The organism is Shewanella pneumatophori (genome assembly GCF_023283895.1).
Classification (GTDB): domain Bacteria; phylum Pseudomonadota; class Gammaproteobacteria; order Enterobacterales; family Shewanellaceae; genus Shewanella; species Shewanella pneumatophori.
The window spans coordinates 100,359-126,049 of the sequence record NZ_JAKILB010000011.1; the positions used below are offsets into that span (position 1 = coordinate 100,359).

General features: G+C 43.6%; 16 protein-coding genes. 10 read left to right on the forward strand and 6 right to left on the reverse strand.

Annotation, left to right across the window (positions count from 1 at the left end):
* Positions 1 to 108: 108 nt before the first annotated feature.
* The 3 genes from L2740_RS16200 to L2740_RS16210 all read right to left on the reverse strand — a co-directional run bounded on the left by L2740_RS16200 (position 109) and on the right by L2740_RS16210 (position 2,976).
* Positions 109 to 549 (reverse strand): nuclear transport factor 2 family protein, encoded by a 441-nt coding sequence (locus tag L2740_RS16200; RefSeq protein WP_248951145.1) that lies wholly within the window; start codon positions 547 to 549, stop codon positions 109 to 111.
* A 214-nt stretch (positions 550 to 763) separates the two neighbouring features.
* Complete coding sequence (locus L2740_RS16205) at positions 764 to 2,206, reverse strand: TlpA family protein disulfide reductase (protein WP_248951146.1); 1,443 nt, start codon at positions 2,204 to 2,206, stop codon at positions 764 to 766.
* Between the two features lie 353 nt (positions 2,207 to 2,559).
* On the reverse strand, positions 2,560 to 2,976 hold the full coding sequence (locus tag L2740_RS16210; protein ID WP_248951147.1) for a hypothetical protein: 417 nt from the start codon (positions 2,974 to 2,976) through the stop codon (positions 2,560 to 2,562).
* A 574-nt stretch (positions 2,977 to 3,550) separates the two neighbouring features.
* Between L2740_RS16210 and L2740_RS16215 the strand changes: the two genes are divergently transcribed.
* Both L2740_RS16215 and chrA read left to right on the forward strand, forming a co-directional pair.
* Positions 3,551 to 4,750 (forward strand): glycerol-3-phosphate dehydrogenase/oxidase, encoded by a 1,200-nt coding sequence (locus L2740_RS16215; protein WP_248951148.1) that lies wholly within the window; start codon positions 3,551 to 3,553, stop codon positions 4,748 to 4,750.
* A 167-nt stretch (positions 4,751 to 4,917) separates the two neighbouring features.
* Positions 4,918 to 6,096: a chromate efflux transporter gene (gene chrA, locus L2740_RS16220; protein WP_248951149.1), complete on the forward strand. Its 1,179-nt coding sequence runs from the start codon at positions 4,918 to 4,920 to the stop codon at positions 6,094 to 6,096.
* Positions 6,097 to 6,178: 82 nt separating this feature from the next.
* Here chrA and fdhF read toward each other — a convergent pair whose 3' ends face one another.
* Positions 6,179 to 10,477: a formate dehydrogenase subunit alpha gene (gene fdhF / locus L2740_RS16225; protein ID WP_248951150.1), complete on the reverse strand. Its 4,299-nt coding sequence runs from the start codon at positions 10,475 to 10,477 to the stop codon at positions 6,179 to 6,181.
* Between the two features lie 723 nt (positions 10,478 to 11,200).
* Here fdhF and prfB point away from each other — a divergent pair.
* The 4 genes from prfB to L2740_RS16245 all read left to right on the forward strand — a co-directional run bounded on the left by prfB (position 11,201) and on the right by L2740_RS16245 (position 19,070).
* A protein-coding gene (gene prfB, locus L2740_RS16230; RefSeq protein WP_248470013.1) for a peptide chain release factor 2 occupies positions 11,201 to 12,299 on the forward strand; the annotation gives its coding sequence in 2 pieces (ribosomal slippage) (positions 11,201 to 11,275 and positions 11,277 to 12,299; 1,098 coding nt in all).
* Between the two features lie 12 nt (positions 12,300 to 12,311).
* Positions 12,312 to 13,817 carry a lysine--tRNA ligase gene (gene lysS, locus L2740_RS16235; protein ID WP_248951151.1) on the forward strand — a complete coding sequence of 502 codons (1,506 nt, stop codon included), beginning with the start codon at positions 12,312 to 12,314 and terminating at the stop codon, positions 13,815 to 13,817.
* Positions 13,818 to 14,030: 213 nt separating this feature from the next.
* Positions 14,031 to 15,935, forward strand: a complete 1,905-nt coding sequence (locus tag L2740_RS16240; protein WP_248951152.1) for a hypothetical protein — start codon at positions 14,031 to 14,033, stop codon at positions 15,933 to 15,935.
* Positions 15,936 to 16,484: 549 nt separating this feature from the next.
* Positions 16,485 to 19,070 (forward strand): putative bifunctional diguanylate cyclase/phosphodiesterase, encoded by a 2,586-nt coding sequence (locus L2740_RS16245; RefSeq protein ID WP_248951153.1) that lies wholly within the window; start codon positions 16,485 to 16,487, stop codon positions 19,068 to 19,070.
* A gap of 90 nt (positions 19,071 to 19,160) precedes the next feature.
* On the opposite strand, the gene L2740_RS16250 is transcribed toward L2740_RS16245, so the two are convergent.
* A complete protein-coding gene (locus L2740_RS16250; RefSeq protein WP_248951154.1) occupies positions 19,161 to 19,763 on the reverse strand; it encodes a pseudouridine synthase in 603 nt (200 codons plus the stop codon).
* A gap of 298 nt (positions 19,764 to 20,061) precedes the next feature.
* On the opposite strand from L2740_RS16250, the gene nagB reads away from it, so the two are divergent.
* The 3 genes from nagB to L2740_RS16265 all read left to right on the forward strand — a co-directional run bounded on the left by nagB (position 20,062) and on the right by L2740_RS16265 (position 22,459).
* The gene (gene nagB, locus L2740_RS16255) at positions 20,062 to 20,853 is read left to right on the forward strand and encodes a glucosamine-6-phosphate deaminase (RefSeq protein ID WP_248951155.1); all 792 of its coding nucleotides are present in this window, start codon (positions 20,062 to 20,064) and stop codon (positions 20,851 to 20,853) included.
* Positions 20,854 to 21,173: 320 nt separating this feature from the next.
* Positions 21,174 to 21,710 (forward strand): SRPBCC family protein, encoded by a 537-nt coding sequence (locus tag L2740_RS16260; protein ID WP_248951156.1) that lies wholly within the window; start codon positions 21,174 to 21,176, stop codon positions 21,708 to 21,710.
* Between the two features lie 77 nt (positions 21,711 to 21,787).
* Entirely contained in the window at positions 21,788 to 22,459 is a 672-nt protein-coding gene (locus L2740_RS16265; protein ID WP_248951157.1) for a nitroreductase family protein, read from the forward strand.
* Between the two features lie 84 nt (positions 22,460 to 22,543).
* On the opposite strand, the gene hmpA is transcribed toward L2740_RS16265, so the two are convergent.
* Positions 22,544 to 23,746, reverse strand: a complete 1,203-nt coding sequence (hmpA, locus tag L2740_RS16270; protein WP_248951158.1) for an NO-inducible flavohemoprotein — start codon at positions 23,744 to 23,746, stop codon at positions 22,544 to 22,546.
* A gap of 325 nt (positions 23,747 to 24,071) precedes the next feature.
* Here hmpA and norR point away from each other — a divergent pair, with 325 nt between their 5' ends.
* The gene (norR, locus tag L2740_RS16275) at positions 24,072 to 25,667 is read left to right on the forward strand and encodes a nitric oxide reductase transcriptional regulator NorR (protein WP_248951159.1); all 1,596 of its coding nucleotides are present in this window, start codon (positions 24,072 to 24,074) and stop codon (positions 25,665 to 25,667) included.
* The last annotated feature ends 24 nt before the right edge of the window (positions 25,668 to 25,691 follow it).

Sequence of the window (25,691 nt, forward strand, 5' to 3'; positions counted from 1 at the left end):
TTAGAAATGTTACTTAGTTATCGGCTTAATCCTCAAAGACTTAAGTTTGGCGGTGTTACAGAGTGTATCAGTTTGGTTTCTGCAGCCTTGAATAATAAGGGGTTTTCGCTATTGCTTAAGAAACATCATTCTATAAATTAAGTTGTCTTTAATCTCATAAATCACCACAAGTTCAATATCGTCTTCACGTGTCTCAATCGCCACTGTTTCTTTATCAATAACAAAGTTGCCATCAACAATCCTTTTACTGATAAATGAAGATTTATAGATACTTGAGACGAGATATTTATAGGTCTTGTCAAAGCCATCCATGCCTTTGAATAGTAATTTGTTTGGGAAGTCGTAGGCTTCAACTTCTGGATGAAATAGCGCTTTAAATTCGTCAAATTTATTACTGTTATAGGCTTGTAGGTGAGCATCGATGAGAGGATGTGGTTCTACCGATTCAGCGATAACTGGTGCTTGATATGCAATAGGGCGAGTTACTGCAGCTGCATGACTACACGTAAAAAAGACTAATACTATCGATATAAATTTGGCTAGTTTCATTTTTTCTGTCCTTGAAAACCACTTAATGAGCCTGCTTTTTTATCCCTACTTTGGGATAAATCCTTGCATCCAAGTTTAAAGTTATCAGTGTCAGCATGAGGTGTAAAGTATTAGTTTTGCGAGCTAGATGATTGATTTAGGTATGTATTTATAGGATTTGAAGAAGGGGGTAAGGCCTTAGTCGAGATGTTATCTAAGGCCTTATTTTTGTGGGTTATGACTTTTTCGCTTTAACCTTTTCTAGGCTCTTACGCACTAACGTGATGATCACTGTAAGAATAACAGAGCTGAAGATTAGACCTATCGCTAACGCCACATTTTGCAGTGCTGTTGGGTCTAACGCTAACATGCCGCCTAAGCCCATCATCATAATGCCTGACATGAGTTTAAGGGTTTGGCCCTCTTTTTCGGTGAGCTTACGTTTGCCAAGCGACACACTGAAAGCAATCACAATTGCTGCAAGTGGGATGACATACACTACGTTATACATCACAAGATACATGTAGCGCTCAAATGTTTCTAAGTCATGCATAGAGAGCACGCTGGTGTAGATCATAGGGAATCCCGCAGTACACAGCAGCTCATAAGCATTGGCTAGAATCGATAGCACCACTGTGCCGGCTATCATAGCTGTCATGCTGCTGGCACTGGTTAATTTACCCATGCGCTTTATCAGTCCGGTGCGGTTTTCAGCCGACATCGACAAGGTGACTTCGCCTTTGGTAAAGAAGTAATCTTTGATATTGATGGCACCAGCGACTAATGCCAGCATGCCCGCACCAAGAATAATCCAGCCACCGTCGCTACCAGCGCCAAGTAATTGGAAAATATTGAGCCAAGCACTCATAAAGATAAAGTAGATAAAGCCTGAGAAGAATACAAAGATGCCGCCAACAATTAGCATGCGGGTACGGCTTTTTGCGTTAACCATAATAGACAGTAAAAACAGTAATACAAAGAAGGCACATGGGTTAAAGGCATCAACGCCAGCAAGCACTACGGTAAGCAGTGGCAAAGACATTTGCTCAGGATGCACTACACCCACAAGTGGCAGCTCAACTGGCTGCACATCAGAGCTTGCTAACTCATTGCTGGTATCTAAGCCTAAATCACAAGTACCGTCGCTGCCTTCTTTGCTATCACTCTCACTACAGGTTGCAAATAAGCCGCCTGTTGCTGGGGCGACAGCAATATATTGCCCCTCTTTTTCTGGAGCTAATTTACCGCCTAATGACACGTAATATGATTTTAAACGCTGCACAAGGAACTCACCGGTAACGGCTTGGCTGCTGTAGCCAACAACCGCTTTTTCACCGCTAGCGAAGTAAGGTACAGAGCGTGCTTCTGTGCCAGTTTGCTTAGCGATCTCTTGCCATATATCCATGGTGTCGGCAGCAGTAATCATATGATCTTCTACTTCAATCCAAGGATAACGTTCAGGCAAACTATCTATAAATGGATGAGCTTCGGCACAATGTGGGCAAGTTTTAGACCAAAAGAAATAAAGCTTAACTTTTAACTCACCTTGAGCATTGGTGTAGTGCCACATGCTGGTTTCGCTATTGGCGCTGGTGGCATTAGTGTTAGCAAAGCTTGGCATGGATAGGCTAAGGCTAGTAAGTACGAGGCTGATAAATAATAAAATGGATTTGACCATGGGATCTCCAGGACAATTTTGGCAGGTTTAAACCGTTTTGTTGCTAGCATTCTACTTTAGTGACGGGGCTTTAACGCTGAAATGTTTCATATTTGCTAATGAAATCCCGAATATATTACTTTTGGGAACTAGAGCGAATTTCATGCAATAAGATTAAACTTATCGCTATATTTATAACGACTTGATTATAAATTTTTGATTAAGCTATCGCTTATGTTGTTTGTGTATAGGGGAGCTTGGACGCTGATTTGTTGTGGAACTGTTGCCAGACTTAAGCTGCAGTTTGGAGTCTGATTATACTCGGCCTTGTCATCGCTGGTGCTAGTTACAGCTATAGTGATAGCTTTAGCTCTCTAATCGTCTTTGCTAGCAACTTGGAGTGCTAATTTTTCTGGCTCGTCTGGGCACCAAGTAATTGACACGCTGCGATCAACACTGTTACTGGCTGTGAGTATTCGGGTGATCACCGGCGCAGAATATTCTGTTTTATTGAGGTAGCTTTTAATTCGCTCAATACGTCTTTCTGCAAGCCACTTATTGTATTGCTTTGCTTCAGCTGTTAACTGTTTCGGGTCGACTTTGAATTCTAGTAACAAGTAACCTGCACTAGGCGGTGCAACTCTGCTGAAAGAGTCGAGTTGAGAGGCATATTGACCTGCAAAATATGAGCTGTTCTTTGCGTAAGGAATATCGAAAACATGACTAGCGTTATCGCACTGTGCAAATGCACTTCCTGATAAAAACATCAAAACAGTAGCGAGTGATTTCATTTTGCACATCCTTGATTACATCAAAATCTTTTTAGAAACGCTTCTACATTTAACCATTGCAGAAATTTAAAAATTGTTCGCAACTTAAGCTATTGGTAACAAAATTGCAATGTTCTTTATATTCATTACTTTAACTAAAGCTATTAGTTCGCTCGCTGGCATGCTAGCGCCATATTTTAGACGCCGAGTAATTATTAATATTGACAAGTATTTGCATACAAGGTGACAAAATGTTGACTTTTTGAGCATTGGTTTTATAAATATTTCTAATACAAGGCATTTATTAATGAATAGCTATTTGAGTTCTTTTGCTAATAAGTGGAATACCGCTTAATCGATCGGTTTTTGCGATTGGTGCGTAATATAAGGTAGTAACAGCTTCTAAATAAGGGCAGACAGCTGTTGGCTGGCATTAAGTTTGAGCATGCAAGGTTTATTAGCTGAAGTATAAAATGGGCGCATAAACAGATAATTAGTGGTCTATCTGTTAGGTGCATCAATAGAGTGGGCTGGCATTACTTTATCGATGTGATTTGTAGGTTATTGATTTTAAATAGCTGTTTAAGGAGCTTAAATGGAAGCGGTCGATCTTGTGATTATAGGTGGAGGCATTAATGGTGCGGGCATTGCTCAGTGTGCATCTGCAGCAGGATACAGTGTGCTTTTACTTGAAAAGAGCACTATTGCCGCACAAACCTCAGCAAACTCCAGCAAGCTTATTCATGGTGGGTTGCGTTACCTTGAATCAGGCCAATTGCCATTGGTCAGAAAATCGCTGGCTGAGCGCAAAGCATTACTGCAATTAGCGCCATCTTTGGTTAATCCTATTCCATTTTATATTCCAGTTTATGAAAACAGTCGCCGCAGCCCTTGGACGATCCGAGCCGGGCTGAGCTTGTATGCGCTGCTAAGTGAATTTGATGCGCTAGGGCAGTTTAAATCTATCCCATCAGTACATTGGTCGAAAATCAAAGGCTTAAAGCTACAAGGATTAAAAGCTCTGTATCAGTATTGGGATGCGCAAACTGACGATAAGCTATTAACCGAGGCTGTGATTAAAAATGCTCGCTCGCTCGGTGCGCAGATTATTGAGCACGCAAAGTGCACCACTATTGAGCAACATAAAGGACACTGTAAGGTAGGCTATCAGTTGGTGGAAGCCGCAGGTAATAATGCGGTGACTGAAACTGTGCAAGTAGAAGCGCTGGCAGTAATTAATGCTGCAGGTCCTTGGGTGAACGAGGTGCTGGCATGTGTGAAACCACAAATCGCTGCAGAAGCCATTGAGTGGGTGCAAGGCAGTCACTTGCTGTTAGATATTCCTGCTAACGACGGCATTTTATATTTGGAGTCTTGTTTCGATCAGCGGGTGATTTTTGTGATGCCATGGAATGGCCAAACGTTAGTCGGCACTACAGAAACTGTGCTGGAGCAACTGTCAGGCAAGCCACAGATCACCGAAGCTGAAACTGACTATTTACTTGGCATTTACCAACATTACTTTAGTGAATTTGGTGATGTAGAAGCGTTAAAAGCGCGAGTGGTAGACAGCTTTTGCGGAGTAAGAGTATTACCTAAACAAACTGGTAATGCATTTGACCGCCCAAGAGACACCTTGCAAAAAAACCAAGCGAGCCATCCTAATTTGCTGAGCCTTTATGGCGGTAAACTCACCACTTATCGCACCACAGCAACTGAAGTCATTGACTGGATTGAGCAGACTATTGGAGACAGGCAGGCCTTGGCGGACTTTGATAAGTTGCAGCTTGAGTAACTTAAATATGTAGGGCGTTACCTTTGTATTACTCATCCATAAAGAGATTAAGATGTTGCATTCTGTAACTGAAAGTTTGGTTTCATTAAACTGTAACTTTAGTGTCATACTGTGCTGCAATTAATGAATTTACGAGCACTGTTTCGGGTGCTTATATATGGATGGTTATGTTTCAAATATTCCTGCGTTTCTTCTCCCTCGGTCTGGTTTCCTTTGGTGGCCCTGCCGCGCACATTGGCTACTTTAGGCAAACTTTTGTACAAGAACTTAATTGGTTAGATGATAAACACTATGGCAGCCTGGTCGCGCTGAGTCAGTTTATGCCGGGTCCTGGTTCCAGTCAGGTTGGCTTTGCTATTGGTTATCATCGCGGTGGTCTATTAGGTGGCATAGCGGCGTTTTTAGGTTTTACCCTGCCTTCGTTTATTTTGTTATTTTTGTTGGCAGTTACCAGCAGTCAGTGGCTAGATTACTCATTTACTCAAGGCATCATTCATGGTCTCAAGCTATTAGCTGTTGTAGTGGTAGCCGACGCAATATGGATTATGTTTAAGCAGTTTTGCCAGCGCAAACCAGCCAAAATACTAATGGTGCTTAGCTGTGTGATTATCTTGCTACAACCCTCAATGCTGATGCAGTTTAGCTTGTTAATTGCGGCGGCTTTGGTTGGGCGAAAATATCTTGCTAGTAATGCAGATGAGTTAAATCAACAGCCCCAGCAGGCGGTTAAGCTGAACTTCTTTTGGTTAAGCTTATTTGCAGGCTTACTAATAGCGTCATTGGTGGCCATCAGCTTATCAACCCAAAGCGGCATCTCTAACCTTACCCAATTGTTTAGCCAGTTTTACCAAGTGGGAAGCATGGTATTTGGCGGTGGCCACGTAGTGTTACCACTGTTGCAGCAAAGCGTTGGTGACAGTATTAGTCATGATCAGTTCTTAACGGGTTACGCCTTAGCCCAAGCAGTACCGGGACCTATGTTTGCCTTGGCGGCTTTCTTAGGAGCCGAGATCTGGATTGAACAGCCATTGGTTGGTGCGCTGGTAGCAACTTTAGCTATATTTTTACCGGGCTTTTTATTGATGCTGGTGGCGCTTAAAAGCTGGCATGCAATAAGCGCTAAGCCGCAAGTTACGGGGGCAATAGCCGCTGTTAATGCTTGTGTGGTAGGCTTTTTGTTAGCAGCGTTGTATACGCCTATCTTTAGCAGCGCAGTGCTGTCGTCACTTGATATGGCGTTAGTGGTGTTAGGTTTTGGCTTATTTAAAATCTTTAAGCCAAATATCTTTATCTTAGTTGCAGGCTTTGGTGTAGCAGGTGCCTTAATCGGTGCGTTTGTTAGCTAACCTTCTTTATAAAATAGAGAGATATAAAAAGGCCGTTAGAGCATGCTCTAACGGCTTTTTTTAGACGAGCTTAAATTTTATTTTATACCAGTACGACTTGTTCTTGTTGGGCTAAAACCTTTTCAGCTTTAACCGCGCAGACCTTAAACTCTGGGATTTTCGCCACAGGATCAAGCGCGTTATTGGTCAGCTTATTGGCTGCTGATTCAGCAAAGTGGAATGGCAGGAATAACACTCCAGCTTGAGCACGTTTAGTCACAAACGCCTTGATTTCAATCTCGCCGCGACGGGTGCTAAGTTTGAGCATATCGCCGTTATTGATCTCGAGCTTGTCAGCATCAAATACTGAGATCATTACTTTTGCTTCACCAAGTTGATTAAGCCCTTCCGTTTTGCGGGTCATGGTGCCTGTGTGGAACTGCTCTAGTAAACGACCAGTTGAAAGGATTAGCGGATACTCATCACATGGCATTTCTGCTGGCAGACGATAGTGCACTGCGCGCATTTTGCCTTTGCCGTGAGTAAATTGGCTAGTATGTAAAATAGGCGTACCTGGGTGACCTTCGGCAGGGCAAGGCCATTGTATACCTTGGCGGCCATTTTCTGTTTCGCTATCAATTACTCGCCAAGTAATACCGCGATATTGCGGGGTGACATCGGTGATTTCATGCCAAATTTGCTTCTCACTCTGGTAACCCCAATCTTCGCCCATTTTGCTGGCGATAAGCTGGATGATTTGCCAATCATTTTTAGCCTCTCCCGGCGGATTAACCGCAGGAAGTAGCTGCTGCACACGGCGCTCGGTATTGGTAAAGTGACCTAACTTTTCCGCAAATGCTGCTGCAGGTAATACCACGTCAGCCAGTTCAGCAGTTTCAGTTAAGAAGATATCTTGCACGACTACAAATTCAGCGGCAGCTAAGCCCTGCAATACATGTTTTTGGTCAGGGTCGCTCAGTACTGGGTTTTCACCCATTACATATAAACCTTTTAGCTCTCCATGGCTTAGGGCATGCATCATTTCTGTGGCTGAAAAGCCAATGTCAGCACAAAGATCTTCTTTGCCCCAAGCTTCACGAAAACGCATTTGTACTAGCGGATCGTCAAGCTTTTGGTAACCACTAAAGTAGTTTGGTAAGGCCCCCATGTCGCAAGCGCCTTGTACGTTGCTTTGGCCACGTAGTGGATTAATGCCAGCGCCTTTAACGCCAATGTTGCCGCACAATAGCTGTAAGTTAGAAATTGCAGTTACGTTGTCGTGGCCTGAAGTGTGCTGGGTGACGCCCATTGCATAATACACAGCAGTTTTTTCAGCTGTACCGATAAGCTTGGCCATCTTAATGATGTCGCTGGCACTGACGCCGGTGATGAGTTCAGCATTTTTAGGGCTGTAATCTGGGCTCATCACTTCATCATATAGCTGACTAAAACCTTCAACTCGAGCTTGAATGTAATCTAAATCATGCCAATCATTTTTAATGATCTGCTGCATAATTGCGTTGATTAACATGACATCTGAGCCTGGACGCTGCGCCACATACAGCTCTGCTTTATCGGCAATCGATACCCGCTTAGGGTCGGCAACGATTAATCGTGCGCCATGCTCTTTGATTGCATGCTTGATACGCGAGGCAATAATGGGGTGGGCGCTTTCAGTATCTGAACCAAGAATAAAGATAAGGTCACTGTCTTTAATGCTTGGAATGTCGTTAGTCATTGCGCCGCTACCTAAGCTTTCACGTAGTGCGGTTACTGTAGAGGCGTGGCAAAGTCGCGCACAGTGGTCGACGTTATTGTTGCCGAGTACGCTACGGAAGAACTTTTGGAAAACGTAGTTATCTTCGTTAGTGGCTTTAGCTGACGATAAACCAGCAATAGCTTTGTTGCCGGATACTTGCTTGATTTGAGCAAAACGCTGAGCAACAACTGCAATTGCTTCATCCCAACTCGCTGGTATTAATTCGCCGTTTTTACGAATAAGCGGTGTAGTTAGGCGTTTATCACTGCCAACAAAGTCAAAACCAAAGCGACCTTTAACACACAGCATCCCTTCATTTACAGGCGATGATGTATCACCGCTAACATGGCGAATTTGGTTCTTCTGCTCATCAACATGTAGGTTGATACGACAACCAATACCGCAATAGGTACAGATACTTGATACCGTTTTTAGTGGCGCTTTTTGCGCAGGTGTTAAGCCTTGGGTTTTGTCTCGTGAGTCAACCAGTGCACCTGTTGGGCATACTTGTACACAGTTACCACATTGTACACAGTCGCTGTCGTTCATACTGGCGCTAAAGCCTACGCGTGGGGCTTTGCGCTCATCACCGACAATTGAACCTGCACAAGAAGTCGGTAGTGCGTGGTAATGGTCTTTAGCAAACGAAATCGCATTGTGGCCGCTGGCTCCTTTACAGGTTTCAACACAAGCACCGCAGCTGATACAGCGGTTAGCATCAAAGGTGATAAATGGCGCACTGGTATCAACGCTAAATTGCTGTGCCTGACTAATATCAAGCTCGCTGGCTTTAACTTTGTATTCAGTGGCGTAATCACGCAGCTTACAGTCGGTGTTGGCTTGGCAAGCACATTCAAGGCAGCGAGCTGCTTCTTTCATGGCTTCATCTGCGGCAAAGCCAAGCTCAACTTCACTGAAGTTTAATGCGCGCTGCAGCTTATCAAGCTCAGGCATGACGCTTCGAGCTTGGACTGTCGAATCTGGGTAAAGGCTGTCGGCCTTAATCGATTTTAAGCTGCTTGTTTTCTTGGCTTTAGTTGAGTTGAACGGCTGTTTTACTAGCTCACAAGTTAGGCCTTGGCTCAGCAGTTTTTCAATCGCATCAGCGGCTTTACGGCCATCGGCAACGGCGGCAACTGCGGTGGCTGGGCCGGTGCGAGAGTCACCAATCACAAACAGTTTATCAAGGCCGGCAGACTGACCAGCCGACATAGTGTGTTCACAACCTTCAAAGGTATTCCAACGAGTGAGTGCGACTTCACCTGTGGCAAGCTGGCTCTGTGGATGATCTAAGAAGTCCATATCTGGCGTTTGTGAAACCGCAGGGATCACAGTATCAAACGCTTCAGTAAAGGTTTCACCTGTCGGTGTTGGGCTACGACGACCTGAACTGTCTGGCTCACCAAGTGCCATTATTTCAAAAGTGACCATAGCCACTCGGCCGTTACCATCGCTATGGTTTTCAATCGGATTGGTCAAGAAGTGGAACTTAATCCCTTCTTGTTCTGCCTCGTGGATCTCATAAGGTTCTGCAGGCATTTCATCGCGAGTACGGCGATATACTAATGTTACATCTGCGCCATCGCGCTTGGCTGTGCGGGCACAATCGATTGCAGTGTTACCGCCACCAATAACAGCTACCTTTTTGCCGGTGCTGTATTGCTTCTCTGTGCAGTAATCTCGTAGGTAATCCACACCTAAGTAGCAGCCTTCAAGCTCAATACCTGGGTAGTTCATCGGCACGGCTTTTTGCGCGCCAATCGCTAAGCAGACAGCATCAAAGTCGGTGATTAAACCATTTAAGTGAATATCACGGCCAAGACGGGTATCTGTGGCAATGTTGAGACCATTTTTACACAGCAGCTCAATTTCTTTATCGAGAATCGCTTTAGGCAAACGATATTCTGGAATGCCGTAACGTAACCAGCCGCCCGCTTGTGGCATAGATTCGAAAATGGTGACGTCGTGGCCATTATTAGATAAGTAATAACCCGCCGAAATACCCGCAGGTCCGCTACCGATAATCGCGACCTTTTTACCCGTCGCTGGCGCTTTTGGCGGTACGTATGGATTTTCACCTTCTAAATCTAAGTCGGCTGCGTGACGCTTTAATTGGCGAATCGCGACAGGCTCATCGACTAAGCCGCGGCGACATTCAGTTTCACAAAAAGCTGGGCAGACACGGCCAATAGATAGTGGCAAAGGTAAGGTCTGCTTGATGACTTTTACTGCTTCTGTGTGGTCGCCTTGGGCGATATGGTACAGGTAAGACTGCACATCAACGCCAGCTGGACAGGCCGTTTGGCAAGGGGCTTCACAGTCAGCAAAGTGGTCTGACAAAATGTTGTGCAGCGCGGCTTTGCGCTGCTTACTTAATGCCGCTGACTGGGTAATGACTTCGATATTTTGCGCGGCAATATCCCCGATGCGGGTATCGCAGGCGCGCACATTGGTAATATTGTTGTCGCAATCAATAAGCTCAACATGACAAAGATTACAGTGCTGTTTGCTGTCGTGCACTAATGAGCTAGCAGGACTTTTACATAAATTGGGGATGGCGATATCGGCATTTAGCGCAACATCTAATAGTGTGTCTTGTTGATTAGCTAAAAGGGTTTTGCCATCAATTATTATTTGTTTCATCGCATGGGCCTTTAATTATAGGGTCGCAGCTTGATTGTGTGCGTTGAATCGCTTTACAAAGCGACTTGGCAACATCAGCATTCGCAGAAAATGGACTAGGCGAAATCGTTATTGCTTGGAGTATACCTGTGGCCTTTTTCTACACTGATAACACGGTTTAAATTTGCGCTGAAATTGCTGGCCTGCTCACAGGTATGGCGGGAAGTGTGCGCATGGCTGGCTGCTGCTGGTCTGATGTGAGATCGGCTTATCGTTTTTGCTGGTTTCGTCTGCTAGCTTGCTAGCACGCGAGTTTTTAAGCGTTATGGGGGCAAATAGGCTGGCTAGATTTAACTACTTCAGTTTGCAAAATATGCCTTTTCAGATCACTAGCACCAAGTTAGGAGGTTTGCATTTGAATGGTGTCAGGCTAAGCGTGGTCAAGATCACAACTTGGCTGACTTGCGAGTTGAACTGCTGCACTAAAATGGCAATGTTTGTTGAAAGTGGGTGGGTCTACATTTTCTGCTTATTAGCTTTAAGGTATGTTTTTAGGGCTTAAGCTAATATTGTTGAATAAATTTGCTATTTTGTGGTCTTTTGCGGCTAGGTTTCATTCGAAGCATGGGTTAAAATAGCGGGTTTTCTATTTGTAGTAATTTACTCGTAAAGAGTCGAGCAGTAGAAATTTAACCACTATTGCTTAGCAATGACCGCTTAGCCAAATAAGAAGTTGATTAAATCATGTTTGAAGTAAATCCAGTAAAATTCAAAATCAAGGAGCTCGCCGACCGTACCGACCTTCTTCGGGGGTATCTTTGACTACGATGCTAAAAGTGAGCGTCTAGAAGAAGTTAGCCGAGAGCTTGAAAGCTCTGAGGTTTGGAACGATCCAGATAACGCCCAAGCCTTAGGCAAAGAGCGTGCAGCACTTGAAGCGGTAGTTAAGACTATCGACGATATGGACAGTGGCCTAGAAGATATCGAGGGATTACTCGAACTTGCCGTTGAAGAAGACGATGAAGAAACCTTCAATGACGCCACCGCTGAATTACAAGGCTTAGAGAAACGCCTTGAGGAACTTGAGTTCCGTCGTATGTTCTCTAAACCACATGATGCATCAGATTGTTATTTAGATATTCAATCAGGTTCTGGCGGTACTGAAGCTCAAGATTGGGCGAACATGGTACTGCGTATGTTTTTACGTTGGGGCGAAGCCCACGACTATAAACCAGAGTTGATTGAAGTGACTGCAGGTGATGTTGCTGGTATTAAAGGCGCCACCGTTAAGTTTACTGGCGAATATGCCTTTGGTTCGCTGCGTACTGAAACAGGTGTACACCGTTTAGTGCGTAAGTCGCCATTTGACTCGTCAGGTAAGCGTCACACCTCTTTCTGTTCGGTATTCGTTTACCCAGAAATTGATGATTCGATTGAGATTGATATCAATCCATCGGACTTAAGAATTGATACCTACCGCGCATCAGGTGCGGGTGGTCAGCACGTCAACAAAACTGAGTCGGCAATCCGTATTACCCATTTACCGACCAACACTGTGGTGCAATGTCAAAACGACCGTTCACAGCATAAAAACCGTGACTCGGCGATGAAACAATTAAAAGCAAAACTGTATGAGTTAGAAATGCTCAAACAGAATGCTGATAAGCAAGCCGCCGAAGATGCCAAGTCAGATATTGGCTGGGGCAGCCAGATCCGTTCATACGTGCTAGATGATGCGCGTATTAAAGATCTACGTACCGGCGTTGAAAACCGAAATACCCAGAGCGTGTTAGATGGCGATCTGGACAAGTTTATTGAAGCTAGCCTGAAATCTGGCCTTTAACGAGAGAAGAAGATGACTGAACAAATCCAAGACGAGAACAAGTTAATTGCAGAACGTCGTGCTAAGTTAGAGCACATCCGTACGAACTGCCCTGCAAACGGTCACCCGAACAACTTCGATCGAAAACACAAAGCGGCAGACATTCAAGCTGAATTTGGTAACAACACCAAAGAAGAGCTTGAAGGCATGGGCATTGAACGTTCAATCGCTGGCCGTGTAATGGCTAAGCGTGGTCCATTCTTGGTTATCCAAGATGTGAGCGGTCGTATCCAAGCTTACGCAGGTAAAGACGTTCAAAAAGATCTTAAAGAAAAATTCCAAGGTCTAGATATCGGTGACATCATCGGTGTGACTGGTCAGCTACACCTTTCAGGTAAAGGCGACCTATACGTGAACATGGAGCAGTACCAATTGCTAACTAAAGCATTGCGTCCGCTACCAGAAAAGTTCCACGGCCTAACTGACCAAGAAACGCGTTACCGTCAGCGTTACGTTGACCTTATCGTTAACGAAGATTCTCGTGCTGCATTCGTTATGCGCTCTAAAGTGGTTACTGCTATCCGTAACTTCATGGTTAAGAAAGAGTTCATGGAAGTTGAAACACCAATGATGCACAGCATCCCTGGTGGCGCTTCAGCACGTCCATTCGTGACTCACCACAATGCACTAGATATTGAAATGTATCTACGTATTGCGCCTGAGCTATACCTTAAGCGTCTAGTGGTTGGTGGTTTTGAGCGTGTATTCGAAATCAACCGTAACTTCCGTAACGAAGGTTTGTCTCCTCGTCATAACCCAGAATTCACTATGATGGAATTCTATATGGCGTACGCTGACTTTAACGATCTAATGGATCTAACAGAAGAGATGCTAAGCTCTATCGCTACTGAGCTTTGTGGTTCTCCACTACTTCCATATGGTGAGCACACAGTTGACTTCGGTGGCCCATACGCGCGCTTAAGCATGTTAGATGCGATCAAAAAGTACAACCCAGACAACGCAACAATCCAGTCTATGACTTACGAAGAAGTTAAAGACGTTGAATTTATGCGTGAGCTAGCGAAGAGCATCGGCATGACTGTTGAGAAGTTCTGGACTTGTGGTCAACTACTTGAAGAGATCTTCGGTGAAACTGCTGAGCCACAGTTGATGCAACCTACGTTCATCACTGGTTACCCAGCGGATATTTCTCCACTAGCACGTCGTAACGACGACAACCATTTCATCACAGACCGTTTCGAGTTCTTCATCGGCGGCCGTGAAGTAGCAAACGGTTTCTCTGAGCTTAACGATGCTGAAGATCAAGACAGCCGCTTTAAAGCACAGGTTGATGCTAAAGACGCTGGTGATGACGAAGCAATGTTCTACGATGCAGACTACATCACTGCACTAGAGCACGGTTTACCGCCAACTGCAGGTCAAGGTATCGGTATCGACCGTCTAGTGATGCTATTTACTAACACTCACACTATCCGTGACGTGATCCTGTTCCCAGCAATGCGCCCACAAGCGAACTAATTTGCAGGGCCGATACAGTAAAACTGTATCGTCAGGAAAATAAAAACCAGCCATTCGGCTGGTTTTTTGTTTTCAGCCCTAAGCTAGCTACTTTAGAATTTTTATCTGGTGATTAAATTGTAAAGCTTTAATTAACAGGGTTTATTCTTGCTGGGTTGTTATTGTAAACTTTAGTATTACTATTTGTTAATGTAATCTGGAGTTAGTAAGACGATGGCATTTGATTATGGATCGATCGACATAGGGCTTAAAAACCCGTTTAAAAAAGAGGGAGCCGTTACAAGTATTCGTGGCTTAGTCACCACAGTACTTGGTGTTTATTTGCTGATAGAAGCAGCTTCTGTCGTCAGAGACAACACGGTTGTTGGCTGGATCTTAGTGGTATTTGGCCTATTTTTATTGGGCGGTGGTCTTAAAATTACCACCAACGGCATTATTGCCATGTTGCGTTACTTTGTTGGGCGTAATCATCCTACGTCGTTAGCTTACAACCATAGTCGTTCTGAAACGACCACTGCGAAGCAAGAGTCAGGATATGTTGCGTATACCAAACAGCGCTTAATTGAGATGCTGGTTGGCCGTAAAAATGCCACATTTGTTGAACCGCAGGGCTTCCTTGCTCGTTTAGTGCATACCATTTTTCCTAAGTTAACCTTTATGCCTTATCCGGTGCGTAATATGGCGCAGCGCTTGTTTGGTGCTTGGGTAAAAACTGTTTTGGCGTTGGTCGCTTATGCTTTAACTGCATTTGTTTCTTTGGCTGGATTTGCTGGCGAAATTGGTGAGTTTGCATTCCCAATTTACTCTATTTTACTGACACTTTATCTCATAGGTGTTTGGCGCTCCGCTGGTCGTGCACTTGCTCGTAGTGCCGATCGTAAAATTCCATCAATGGGCACCAAAGAGTTAGCTAAGGTAATTGCTACTGCTATTGTATTGCCTGTGGTATTAGCCGCTGGTCTTGCTTACTTCATGCAAGTAACCAGTGTTAGCATGGCTCAATTACAGCAATTGCTGCAATTTTTACCCAACTTTCACGCTTGGGCGTACTTTATCGCAATCGTTGTTGCAGCCATAATTTGCTCGGCGCTGATCAGTATGATGATCTTTAAGCGTATGGCATTGACTGATCCTAAAGTTGAAGTGTCAGAGCTTAGAGATAATTGGCAGGAATCAATTCATCCGAACGAGATTTTCATTAACCTTGATAACTTAGTGATGGCTAACCGCCGGTATAAAGAAGTACCAAACCGCGTCTACCAAGAACTTGAGCCTAAGCTTAATGAGCAAGTTGAGGGGAAAGGCAACTTCTTTGGCGAGATGTTGCAAGAGATCCAGCCTAAGTTTAAGGCAATGGATTTAGGGCCTGCGTTTACTTCTGTGCGCATGCTGAGTCTTATTCTAGGTAATGCCTTATTTATCTGTGCATCAGTACTAACAGTTTGGCTGGCTTTTGGTGTTGTCGATTTATATAACTTTGTTGGTGGTGTGCCGCTGGATGTGATTATTGAACAATCTACACCTGAGCAAATAAATAGTTTAAGCGACATGTCAGGTACGATTATTCATCTAACCTTGGTGGGGATTTTATTGCGTGCTTTTGCGCATATGCTTGCCAACGGTGCGCACCTGTTTTTTGCTGAAATGCAGTTCGTAAGTCAGCTTATCTATATGAAAGTAGAAGGTACATTTACTGAGTCACGCATTTCAACAGGTACGGGAATACATGACTCTACTCGCTCCGAAAACACTTTAGTGCGATCAAGCATTACGCCATGGGTTGTTGTTACTCAAGCTGTATCTAGTACCTTTGCGGCAACAGGGATGAGAAACTTAGAGCATCCACGTTATATTTTAGAGATGCATAAGGACGAGCAGTCGTTAGACAGCATTCGCCGCGATGTGGTGAGCTTTATTAAAGACCGTGAGTCGATAGCTGCAATTACTAGTGAGCGTGATCTGCGCAATGCATCTCAGATCCATGAGATTAACGAACAGTCGCGAGCAATTCCGATGCAATCTCAAGATAAGTTGGCTATCACTGAACAAGAAGAGCAGGCTGCAGCTTTGTTACGTCAACAAGCCGAAGAAGACGATAAGGCGGCAACACCAGCCTAATCTTTGGTTAAAACCTAGCAAGTATAAAGAGCACATCAGTGCTCTTTTTACTTTTCAGCCTTAAATTACCTACTGAGTAAGTGGCATTTTATTTTTCTAATGAGCTTCATTGGCGGTTTTGGGAAGAGCTAAAGCGATCATTAATCCGTATGGGACACTATTTGTATTAATTTGAAAACAGTCGTGATTTTATTTGATATTTATCAATATAATTAGACTGATACCCTTGTATTTTAACCGGCTTCCAACCTTGGCTATCTTGCACTTTCAATGTGATTGGATGTGTATTCTATTGCAAATTAATTGTTTGTTATAGCAAATAAACACTCTCAGCTAAGTCATTCATTCGTGACTTTTAATGTGAATGCTTATATTTCTTGCTTTTTAATGGTTTCTTATAACAATGTTGTAATTTTGAACTTTATTTTTAAAGTTAAAAACACTAGTGTGTAGTGGATTTTTAGACTCTTTTATGGGTAACTCATAGCGAATGAAGTACTGATAACAAGAGGTTATGTATAGTCATAAAATGATTTAATAGGATATCGTGTGATTAATATTGAAATAACGCAAACACAACGGGATGACTGGCAGCTATCTATAGATACGCTGGCACGAATAGCCAAGTGTGGGGCCGCGTTATTTCAAATCAATGAAGTCGATCAGTTTGTCATGCTCAGCGAAGCTAATTTTGCTGAGGCAGGGCTTATTTTATTAAATAGCCAAGTCAGTCGAGACTATTTATATCGCTTAAATGGACGTCCTATGCAGCAAGCTGTAGATGATTACATCAATCGGACTGACTTGACTGACACATTAGAGCACCTGGCTTGTGTATTCCCGATTAACTGGCCATCAGGTAGTTTATTTGGTTACCTTGCTATTGGCCAGGCTGCAACTACTGCTCTACGTCCTCAAGCTGAAATAGCGCTGCCAACATCAAGTTTTACTATTGCCGCAGCCGAGCCGCAACTATCAGAAGATAATAGCGCTGACATAAGCCGAATTTTAAAAATGTCAGTGGATAGTTTTGCGCAGGATTTAAGCCGTCTATACCGTGAGTTTAAGCGAGAGTACAACCTTAGGCGGTGTGCTACTCATCAATTGATAGATGTAAGCTTACAGATGTTTATTGACAGTATGAGAGAGCATGTATGGATCAAAGATGCTTTTGGCCGCTACATGCTGGTAAACAAGAGTGTTGAGCAAGCATGGAGTCGTCCTAAAGAGCAGATCATTAACTTTACTGATGATGAGCTGTTTGAACCTAGATTAGCTAAGCATTTTATTGCCAGCGATATAGCGTCTATTCACAAAGGCGTAGAAATTTCAGCAGGTGAGTGTGAAGGCCTAGATATTGGCGATGTGGAATCGTGGTTAGAAACCACTAAAGTGCCTGTAATTGATGATGATGGCGAGCTTGCTGGGGTTATTGGAATTTCACGCAATATTTCATCTCATAAAGCCGCAAAAGATCAGTTGGAATTGGCCTCTCGGGTATTTGAAAACTCGGTCGAAGGGGTGATCATCACAGATGTGGAAGGCACTATTGTTGACGCCCATGGCGCATTTAGAAATATCACAGGCTTCGAGAAGGAAGAGATTTTAGGGCAAAACCCACGGATATTTAACTCGGGTAGACACGATAAAGCTTTTTTTAGTGAATTATGGTCAGCGCTACTCACTAAAGGTAAATGGCATGGTGAGATTTGGAATCGACGTAAAAGTGGTGCCACTTTTCCGCAGATATTAAATATCAGTGCGGTATACGATGATGAAAACCAAATTCGTTTTTTTGTTGCGGTGTTTTCTGATATCTCAGTGCTAAAGCAAAATGAGGAAAAGTTAGCCGAAGTTGCATGCCAAGATCCGTTAACTAACCTACCTAACCGCATGGGGCTTAATGCCCGTTTAAAGCAAGAGTTAATACAGGCTGCTCACTGCCAAAACCGTTTAGGTTTGGTTTACATTGACGTTGATTTATTCAAGCAGATTAACGAAAGCTTTGGCCACCCAATTGGTGATGAAGTTTTACTGGAGCTTAGCAATCGCTTTAGTTTGGGGTTAGATAAATTTGCCACAATCGCTCGTCTTGGAAGTGATGAGTTTGCAGTTATCTTATCTAATATTGAAAACAGTGATATGTTGTTGCTAAGCGTTAACAAGCTTAGAAAGGTATTTGACCAACCGTTTATGTTAGGTAGCCATGGGCAAGCTAGGTTAACCGCTAGTATGGGGGTGGCTATTTATCCTGAAGATGGCCAAGACCCAAGTACACTGCTTGTTAATGCCGAAGTGGCAATGCACCGTGCTAAGCATGATGGCCGCAATAATTATGCATTTTACACTGAATCATTAACGCAAGAGTCAGTGGCAAAGCTAAAGCTACAAAGTGCGCTACATGACGCGCTAGAATTAAATGCACTTCATTTGGTATATCAGCCAAAACTCAGTTTTAAAACGGGCAATGTAGTCGGTTTTGAAGCATTGCTGCGTTGGACTGATCCTGTGCTTGGTAGTATTTCTCCTGCAGTCTTTATCCCGTTAGCCGAGAAAATTGGTCTTATTCAAGATATTGGGCGTTGGGTATTGCGAAAAGCCTGTGAGCAGGGCGTACGTTGGCATAATCTTGGATTGAGCTTTGGACGTATTGCAGTCAATGTGGCGGGGCAGCAGTTACAACGTAGCTCTTTTGTTGATGAAGTTGCTGAAATTCTCCAGCAAACAGGCCTACCTGCAAGCTGCCTTGAATTGGAAGTTACTGAAAGCTGTATGATGTCAGACCCATTATTAGTGAGCCAAGATTTGGCAAAGCTGGGTCAGATGGGAGTTGAGCTTTCTATCGATGACTTTGGTACGGGTTACTCCTCGCTTAGCTATCTTAAAAAGTTACCAATCCATAAGCTCAAGATTGACCAATCGTTTGTAGCTGGCCTGCCGCTTGATACTCATAACACCGCGATAGCTAAAGCCATTATCGCAATGGGGCATGCTTTAAACTTGCAGGTTGTAGCAGAAGGTGTTGAAACTCAAGAGCAGGTAGACTTTTTAACCGCGAATAGCTGTGATGATGCACAAGGCTACTTTTATAGCCAGCCACAACCAGCTGAAAATCTAACTGACTTTTTATCTTAATACTGACTTCTATCATAATTATTAATTAGCTTAATTATATTCAGTGTATTAGCCACTGCCTACTTACTCGATTGGCAACGATTAATGAGTTTAGTCGTTGCCAATATCAAATGCCTCTATTGTAATGACATCACCTGGCTGCATATTTCCAAGCTTGATATGATCGATTCTAACTCTTACCAGCCTAAGTGTTGGCAGCCCCACTGCAGCAGTCATCTTTCTGATTTGGCGATTTTTGCCTTCACGAATAGTAATAGATAGCCAGCTTGTTGGGCCATGGCGAGGATCGCGGATCTTTTTGCCTCTAGCAGGCAGATTAGGTTCAGGTGTGAGTAATTCAACCTTGCAAGGTAAGGTTTGATATTTTGTGCCATTGACACCTATCTCAACGCCTTGCTGCAGCAGCATTAATTGTTCTGCACTGACTTTACCATCAACCTGAACATAATATTCCTTTTCAATGTCTTTACTGCGAATAAGGTGGCTTTGCATGCCATCAGTCGTTAACAGCAATAAGCCTTCTGAGTCATGATCGAGCCGACCAATTGCCATGGTTTTATCGGGAAAGTTATACAGCTGTGCTAGCACAGGTTTGCTTTTACGAGTTTCTGGCACGAACTGACTGAGAAAACCAAAAGGCTTATAAATCACAAAGTGGCTATATAGCGTGCTAGTAACTTGCAGTTCAGACATGTAAGACTCTTAAGTAATGACGGCGTGGGAAGCAATTGCGTATTATAACCTTAATATTGCGGGGTTAAGCTAATCGCTTAGTACTTGGTATGAATAGCGACTCACAGTGGCTAATTAATAGCTAATGACAGCGTTGTCATTTAAGGTTATAGTTATGTTAACTAATTAATGGCTGCTGTGAATTTATGCGACTAAGACTAATTCATAGCGGTAGTAACGAGTTTACCGACTAGATATGCCTAAATATCATTAGGCTGATTTATCTGTTTGGTGGCATCACAAATATTGGATCAAATTTATGCAAATCGTAATATTAAAAGACAGTGCGTCAGTCGCTGAGTACGGCGCAAATATTTTTATTAAGCAGCTGCAAAAAAAGGCTGATTCAGTATTGGGTTTAGCAACGGGCTCTACGCCTGTATCGCTTTACCAAGGATTAATCGCAGCCAACAAAGCAAAGCAGATTTCTTTTGCAGGCGTTAAGACCTTTAATTTAGATGAGTATTTAGGCTTAGAAGGCACTCACCCACAAAGCTACCGTTACTTTATGAATGAGCAGCTGTTTGATCATATCGATATCGATAAGTCGCGGACTTTTGTGCCACCAGGCGATGCTGAAAATCCAATTGAAGCTTGCCAAGGTTACGAAGAGCAAATTAAGGCTGCAGGTGGGATCGATATTCAATTATTAGGTATTGGTCGTAATGGTCACATTGGCTTTAACGAGCCATCATCAGGTTTGATGTCCCGCACCCGAGTTAAAACACTGACCAAAGCCACCATTGATGACAATGCACGCTTCTTTAAAGTCGGCGAGTATCAGCCACACCTTTCAATCACCATGGGCATAGGCACGATTTTAGATGCTAAGAAAGTGGTACTGTTAGCAACTGGTGAGAATAAAGCCGATGCGATCAAAGCAACAGTCGAAGGCGCGTTAACCGCTGCATGCCCAGCATCTGCTCTGCAATTACACCAAGATGCGGTATTAGTAATTGACGAAGCTGCAGCATCAAAGCTTACTGATTGTGATTTTTATAAGCACATTGAAGCTGAGAATCAAAAGCTATTGGCAAAGCTAGGGCTGTAAGATTATTTTGCAGTAATATCAGGCGTATTATCGTTATGACAACCTGATTAGCAGAAGCTTTAGCGATGTTAATTTTTAAAAAGACAAGCAGTGCTTGTCTTTTTGTTTTCTATTTTTCTCCCCCACTTCCTCTTTCTGGTAACCGCGAATTTTATTCTTACACTCTTCTATCCCCATGCTGGCAACATCAATATTCGCTAGATACTGAACTTGTATGCTTATGCATATTTGTCATTATGTTAATAATATGTTTATTCTTAACTTACCTTTTTGCATGGCCTTATTAGGCCGTGCAGGCTTGCAAATATGAGTAACCATACATGCTAAAGAAATTTCTACTGTTAGTGCTAGTCATCATCGCGCTGCCTTTTGTGGCGGCCCTGTTCGTTGATAAAACCTATTCAGTTACCACACAAGTGATTATAGATAAGCCGGTTACTGAAGTTTTTGATTACGTTAAACAGCTAAAGAATCAAGATAACTTTAGCGTGTGGGCGCAAATGGACCCAGATATGCAAAAGAGTTACCGCGGTAGTGATGGCATGGTGGGGTTTGTGGCTGGCTGGGAAAGCGATAAAGATGATGTCGGTGCGGGCGAACAAGAGATTATGCGTATTGATGAGGGCAAGCGCATCGATTATGAGTTGCGATTTTTCAGGCCATTTGAGTCAACTGACTTAGCTTTTATGGAAACTCAAGCGCTGTCAGCGAATCAAACTCAAGTGATCTGGGGTTTTGATGGTCATCTTGATTACCCAATGAATTTGATGTTTCTGTTTATGGATTTTGAAGGCATGATAGGTAAGGACTTAGATCAGGGACTCACTCAATTGAAGTCGGTGCTTGAGGCGCAGTAAATAGCATAATCATGAGTAAGAAACTGAGTAAATTAGACTGACTTTGTTGGCAGGTAATAATAAATAGAAGGTAAACCATGACTGAAGCTCATCACCCACTTAATGATTTTATTGAATACCCGCAAGATGAAATGCTAGAACGGGCTCAGCAAAACTATCAACAGGTTCAACGACGTCATTCTATCCGCAAGTTTTCCGATCGCGCCGTTCCCAAAGAGATTATTGAAAAGTGCATTTTGGCCGCAGGCACTGCGCCCAATGGTGCCAATCACCAGCCTTGGCATTTTGTGGCGATTAATAGCCCAGAGATTAAAGCGCAGATCCGTCAGCAAGCGGAAGCGTTAGAGCAAGCTTTCTATGCGGGGCGTGCGGGTGAGGAGTGGCTTGATGCGCTAAAGCCTTTAGGGACCAATGCCGACAAGCCTTACCTTGAACATGCGCCTTGGTTGATTGCCATTTTTAGTAAAAAGCGCTCAGAGGAAGAGGGTGAGCAGAAAACTAATTATTACGTGCATGAATCAGTTGGCATTGCGACAGGCTTTTTAATTCAGGCGCTGCACAATGCAGGACTCGGCACCTTAACCCATACGCCCAAACCTATGTCGTTTTTAAGTAAAGTGTGTGGCCGAGACAATGCTAATGAGCGGCCGTATATGCTGATTATTGCCGGTTACCCTAGTGAAGATGCGACAGTGCCTGAGCATGCTCTGCAGAAAAAGTCGCTGGCTGAGATCTGTGACTTTATTTAAATAGGTTTTATAGGTTAATGGGCTGTTGAGCCACAACAAAAACGGACGCTAATTGGCGTCCGTTTTTTAGTTTTTGCTAAGGTTTTATAAGTCAGAGTGTGGACCAAACACTTCATAGTGAATGCGCGCATCGCTAACACCAAGCTCAAGTAATTGCTGCTTAGCAAACTGCATAAAAGCCACAGGACCACATAGGTAATAGTCGCCATCAGTTAGCGGCAATGAGTCTTTAAGTGCGGCAAGATTCATAAAGCCTTGATGTATGTTGGCTGCATTGACGGCTTCATCGACGTTAGCAATATCGCGATACCAAGTATGATGCTGTAAATTGAGCTGCAAACCGAGTTGCTCAACTCTTCGATTAAATGAATGCTGCTCAACGCTTTCACAGCCGTGTAGATAAAACACGGGTTTTGCAAAAGATTTAGACGCTAGCATCTCTAACATTGATTGCATTGGGGTTACGCCAACACCGGCTGAGATAAGCACCACAGGGGCTTCTCGTTCTTCGTAATGAAAGTCGCCTGCTGGCGGATAAACGTCAATCTTGTCACCGATGTTCACGTGATCATGCAAGTAGTTAGATACCACGCCTGGTACGCCCAGGGCTTCTTTTTTGACTGAAATACGGTATTGCTTGCCGTTTGGCTTGTCTGATAATGAATATTGACGGATCTCTTGGTAGTCATGATTAATTGGCGCCACACTGACACCTAAATATTGCCCAGCTTCAAAGTCGATAACCGCTTGTTGATCTATAGGTGCAAGGGTAAAGCTGGTCACTAGCTCTGACTCTTTGGTTTTAGCGATAACCTCAAACTGGCGAGCACCTTTCCAGCCGCCTACTGCATTTTCATTTCTATGGTATAGCGTGGCTTCTCTATCGATAAATATTCCCGCCAATACACCATAAGCAGCAGCCCAGGCTTCTTCTACATCTGGAGTAAAGGCATCAGGTGCTAATTCGCGCAATGTTTCAAGCAAATGATGACCAACAATTGGGTAATGCTCAGGTTGAATATTAAAGCTAGTGTGCTTGTGAGCAATGCGCTCAACAGCGCCGCTTAGTGCGCCTAAGTTATCGATGTTTTTAGCATACGCAGCCACCGCATTGAAAAGTGCAGCGGGTTGGCCGCCAGAGTGTTGATGGCTCAAGTTGAAGATATGCTTTAATTCAGGATTATGTTTAAACATACGCTTATAGAAGTGCTCGGTAATTGCGGTACCGGCTGACTCAAGTAATGGGATAGTGCTTTTTACTGTGCTGATATGTTTTGCAGATAACATCTAAATATCCTTCTATTGTTTATCGTTGAGTAATAACTCGTAGGTTTTGAGACTCATATAAACAGAGCTATAACGAGGCTCTTATAACGGGGCTGTAGTGAGAACTATAGTGATAACTAAAGCGATAACTATAGCGAGAACCATGCCAATCATAATAAAGCGCTATATGCCGGGGTTTTAGATGTTTACCTCACCGCTTGTAGTCTTTATGACTCTTGTTGGCCGTGGTCATTATGACTCTAAAGTTTGATTTTGATGCTGCAGTGCCAACATGATATGGTTGCTGTTAAGTTAGATAAAACATGAATAAATAAGGCAGTTTGCAGTGAGTGAAATATCTTCTACCGCTTTAATCGAGCTAGCGTTAAATCTAACAAATAGCCTAACGGCTGGAGATAGGTTTGAGCGCTTATTGAGCACGGTGCGCCAAGCTGTGGCGTGTGATGCAGTGGTACTACTGCATGTGCAGGGCGATTATTTAAAGCCGCTAGCATTGCAGGGACTGACTAAAGAAACCTTAGGTAGGCGATTTGAAATTGCAGCTCATGGCCGCTTTAAGCAGATCTGCCAGTCAACTACGCCACTACGTTTTGCAGCGGACTGCCCACTTGGTGATCCATATGATGGTCTATTGTTAGCCCACGATGGAGATTTACCGGTACACGCCTGTATGGGGTTACCATTGCTGTCAGACGGCAAACTGATAGGCATATTAACCTTGGATAGCATGGTGCCTAATGTGTTTGATGACATCCCTAATCGCACCTTAGATATGATAGCGGCTATGTCTGCCGCAACCCTAAAAACTGCCATCTTGCTACAACAACTTGAGCAGCACTCCAAACATAATCAACAAGTGGTTGCCGAATTAACCCACGAAGCGTTAATTAAAGATGGTGGTGAGCTGATAGGCGAGAGCCCAAGCATGCTCAAACTCAAACAAGAACTTGAGATGGTGGCAGCGTCTAACTTTTCAATTTTGATTGAAGGCGAGACAGGCGTAGGTAAAGAGTTAGTCGCCCGAACGCTGCACCGACAATCTAGCCGAAACCAAGGGCCACTAGTTTATGTTAACTGCGCAGCCTTGCCTGAAAACCTGATTGAAAGTGAGTTATTTGGCCATGTAAAGGGGGCTTTTACCGGTGCAGAGCGTACTCGTACGGGTAAGTTTAATCTCGCCAGTGGCGGCACTATTTTTTTAGATGAGATTGGCGAATTACCTTTAGCTGCACAAAGTAAGTTGCTTAGAGTGTTGCAAAATCAAGAGATCCAAGTCGTCGGTAAAGATGATGTTGAATACGTAGATGTGCGGATTATTGCTGCAACTAATCGTCAGTTACGAGATGAAGTTGATCAAGGTCGATTTCGGGCAGATCTTTATCACCGCCTGAGTGTTTATCCGGTTATAGTGCCGCCACTAAGAGAGCGTGATGGCGATATTAGCTTGTTGTCAGGTTACTTTATTGAGTCGACTCGGCGAAAGCTCGGCATGCAACAGCTGACACTTGCTAAAAATGCCATCAAGGTACTTGATGATTATGATTGGCCCGGTAATGTGCGTGAACTAGAGCATGTGATTAGCCGTGCGGCGTTAAGAGCAAGAAGCGACAGTCACTCGCCAATAGTGCGTATTGGTTTAGCGCATTTGGCATTGATGTTACCTAAATCAAAAGTTTCACTTGATGATGCTATTGCCTCGCAAGCAACAGCGCTACAACACATTGCTGCCCAAGCAGATATAAACCTGAAGCAGCAAACCGACGATTTTCAGCGGCAACTCATTTTGCAGTATCTTGCCGAGCAAGATGGCAATTGGTCCGCCACGGCTAAGCGGTTACAAATCGACAGGGCAAACCTAAATCGATTGGCAAAGCGTTTAGGTATTCGTGTCAGCAAAAGTATTGTAGTGCAGCCTGTTTAAGGTATTTCATACTGGTTTTATATT

Bases quoted from the DNA above. Each gene is read 5' to 3' on its own strand.
- L2740_RS16200 (WP_248951145.1), bottom strand. From the start codon at position 549: ATGAAACTAGCCAAATTTATATCGATAGTATTAGTCTTTTTTACGTGT.
- L2740_RS16205 (WP_248951146.1), bottom strand. From the start codon at position 2,206: ATGGTCAAATCCATTTTATTATTTATCAGCCTCGTACTTACTAGCCTT.
- L2740_RS16210 (WP_248951147.1), bottom strand. From the start codon at position 2,976: ATGAAATCACTCGCTACTGTTTTGATGTTTTTATCAGGAAGTGCATTT.
- L2740_RS16215 (WP_248951148.1), top strand. From the start codon at position 3,551: ATGGAAGCGGTCGATCTTGTGATTATAGGTGGAGGCATTAATGGTGCG.
- chrA (WP_248951149.1), top strand. From the start codon at position 4,918: ATGTTTCAAATATTCCTGCGTTTCTTCTCCCTCGGTCTGGTTTCCTTT.
- fdhF (WP_248951150.1), bottom strand. From the start codon at position 10,477: ATGAAACAAATAATAATTGATGGCAAAACCCTTTTAGCTAATCAACAA.
- lysS (WP_248951151.1), top strand. From the start codon at position 12,312: ATGACTGAACAAATCCAAGACGAGAACAAGTTAATTGCAGAACGTCGT.
- L2740_RS16240 (WP_248951152.1), top strand. From the start codon at position 14,031: ATGGCATTTGATTATGGATCGATCGACATAGGGCTTAAAAACCCGTTT.
- L2740_RS16250 (WP_248951154.1), bottom strand. From the start codon at position 19,763: ATGTCTGAACTGCAAGTTACTAGCACGCTATATAGCCACTTTGTGATT.
- nagB (WP_248951155.1), top strand. From the start codon at position 20,062: ATGCAAATCGTAATATTAAAAGACAGTGCGTCAGTCGCTGAGTACGGC.
- L2740_RS16260 (WP_248951156.1), top strand. From the start codon at position 21,174: ATGCTAAAGAAATTTCTACTGTTAGTGCTAGTCATCATCGCGCTGCCT.
- L2740_RS16265 (WP_248951157.1), top strand. From the start codon at position 21,788: ATGACTGAAGCTCATCACCCACTTAATGATTTTATTGAATACCCGCAA.
- hmpA (WP_248951158.1), bottom strand. From the start codon at position 23,746: ATGTTATCTGCAAAACATATCAGCACAGTAAAAAGCACTATCCCATTA.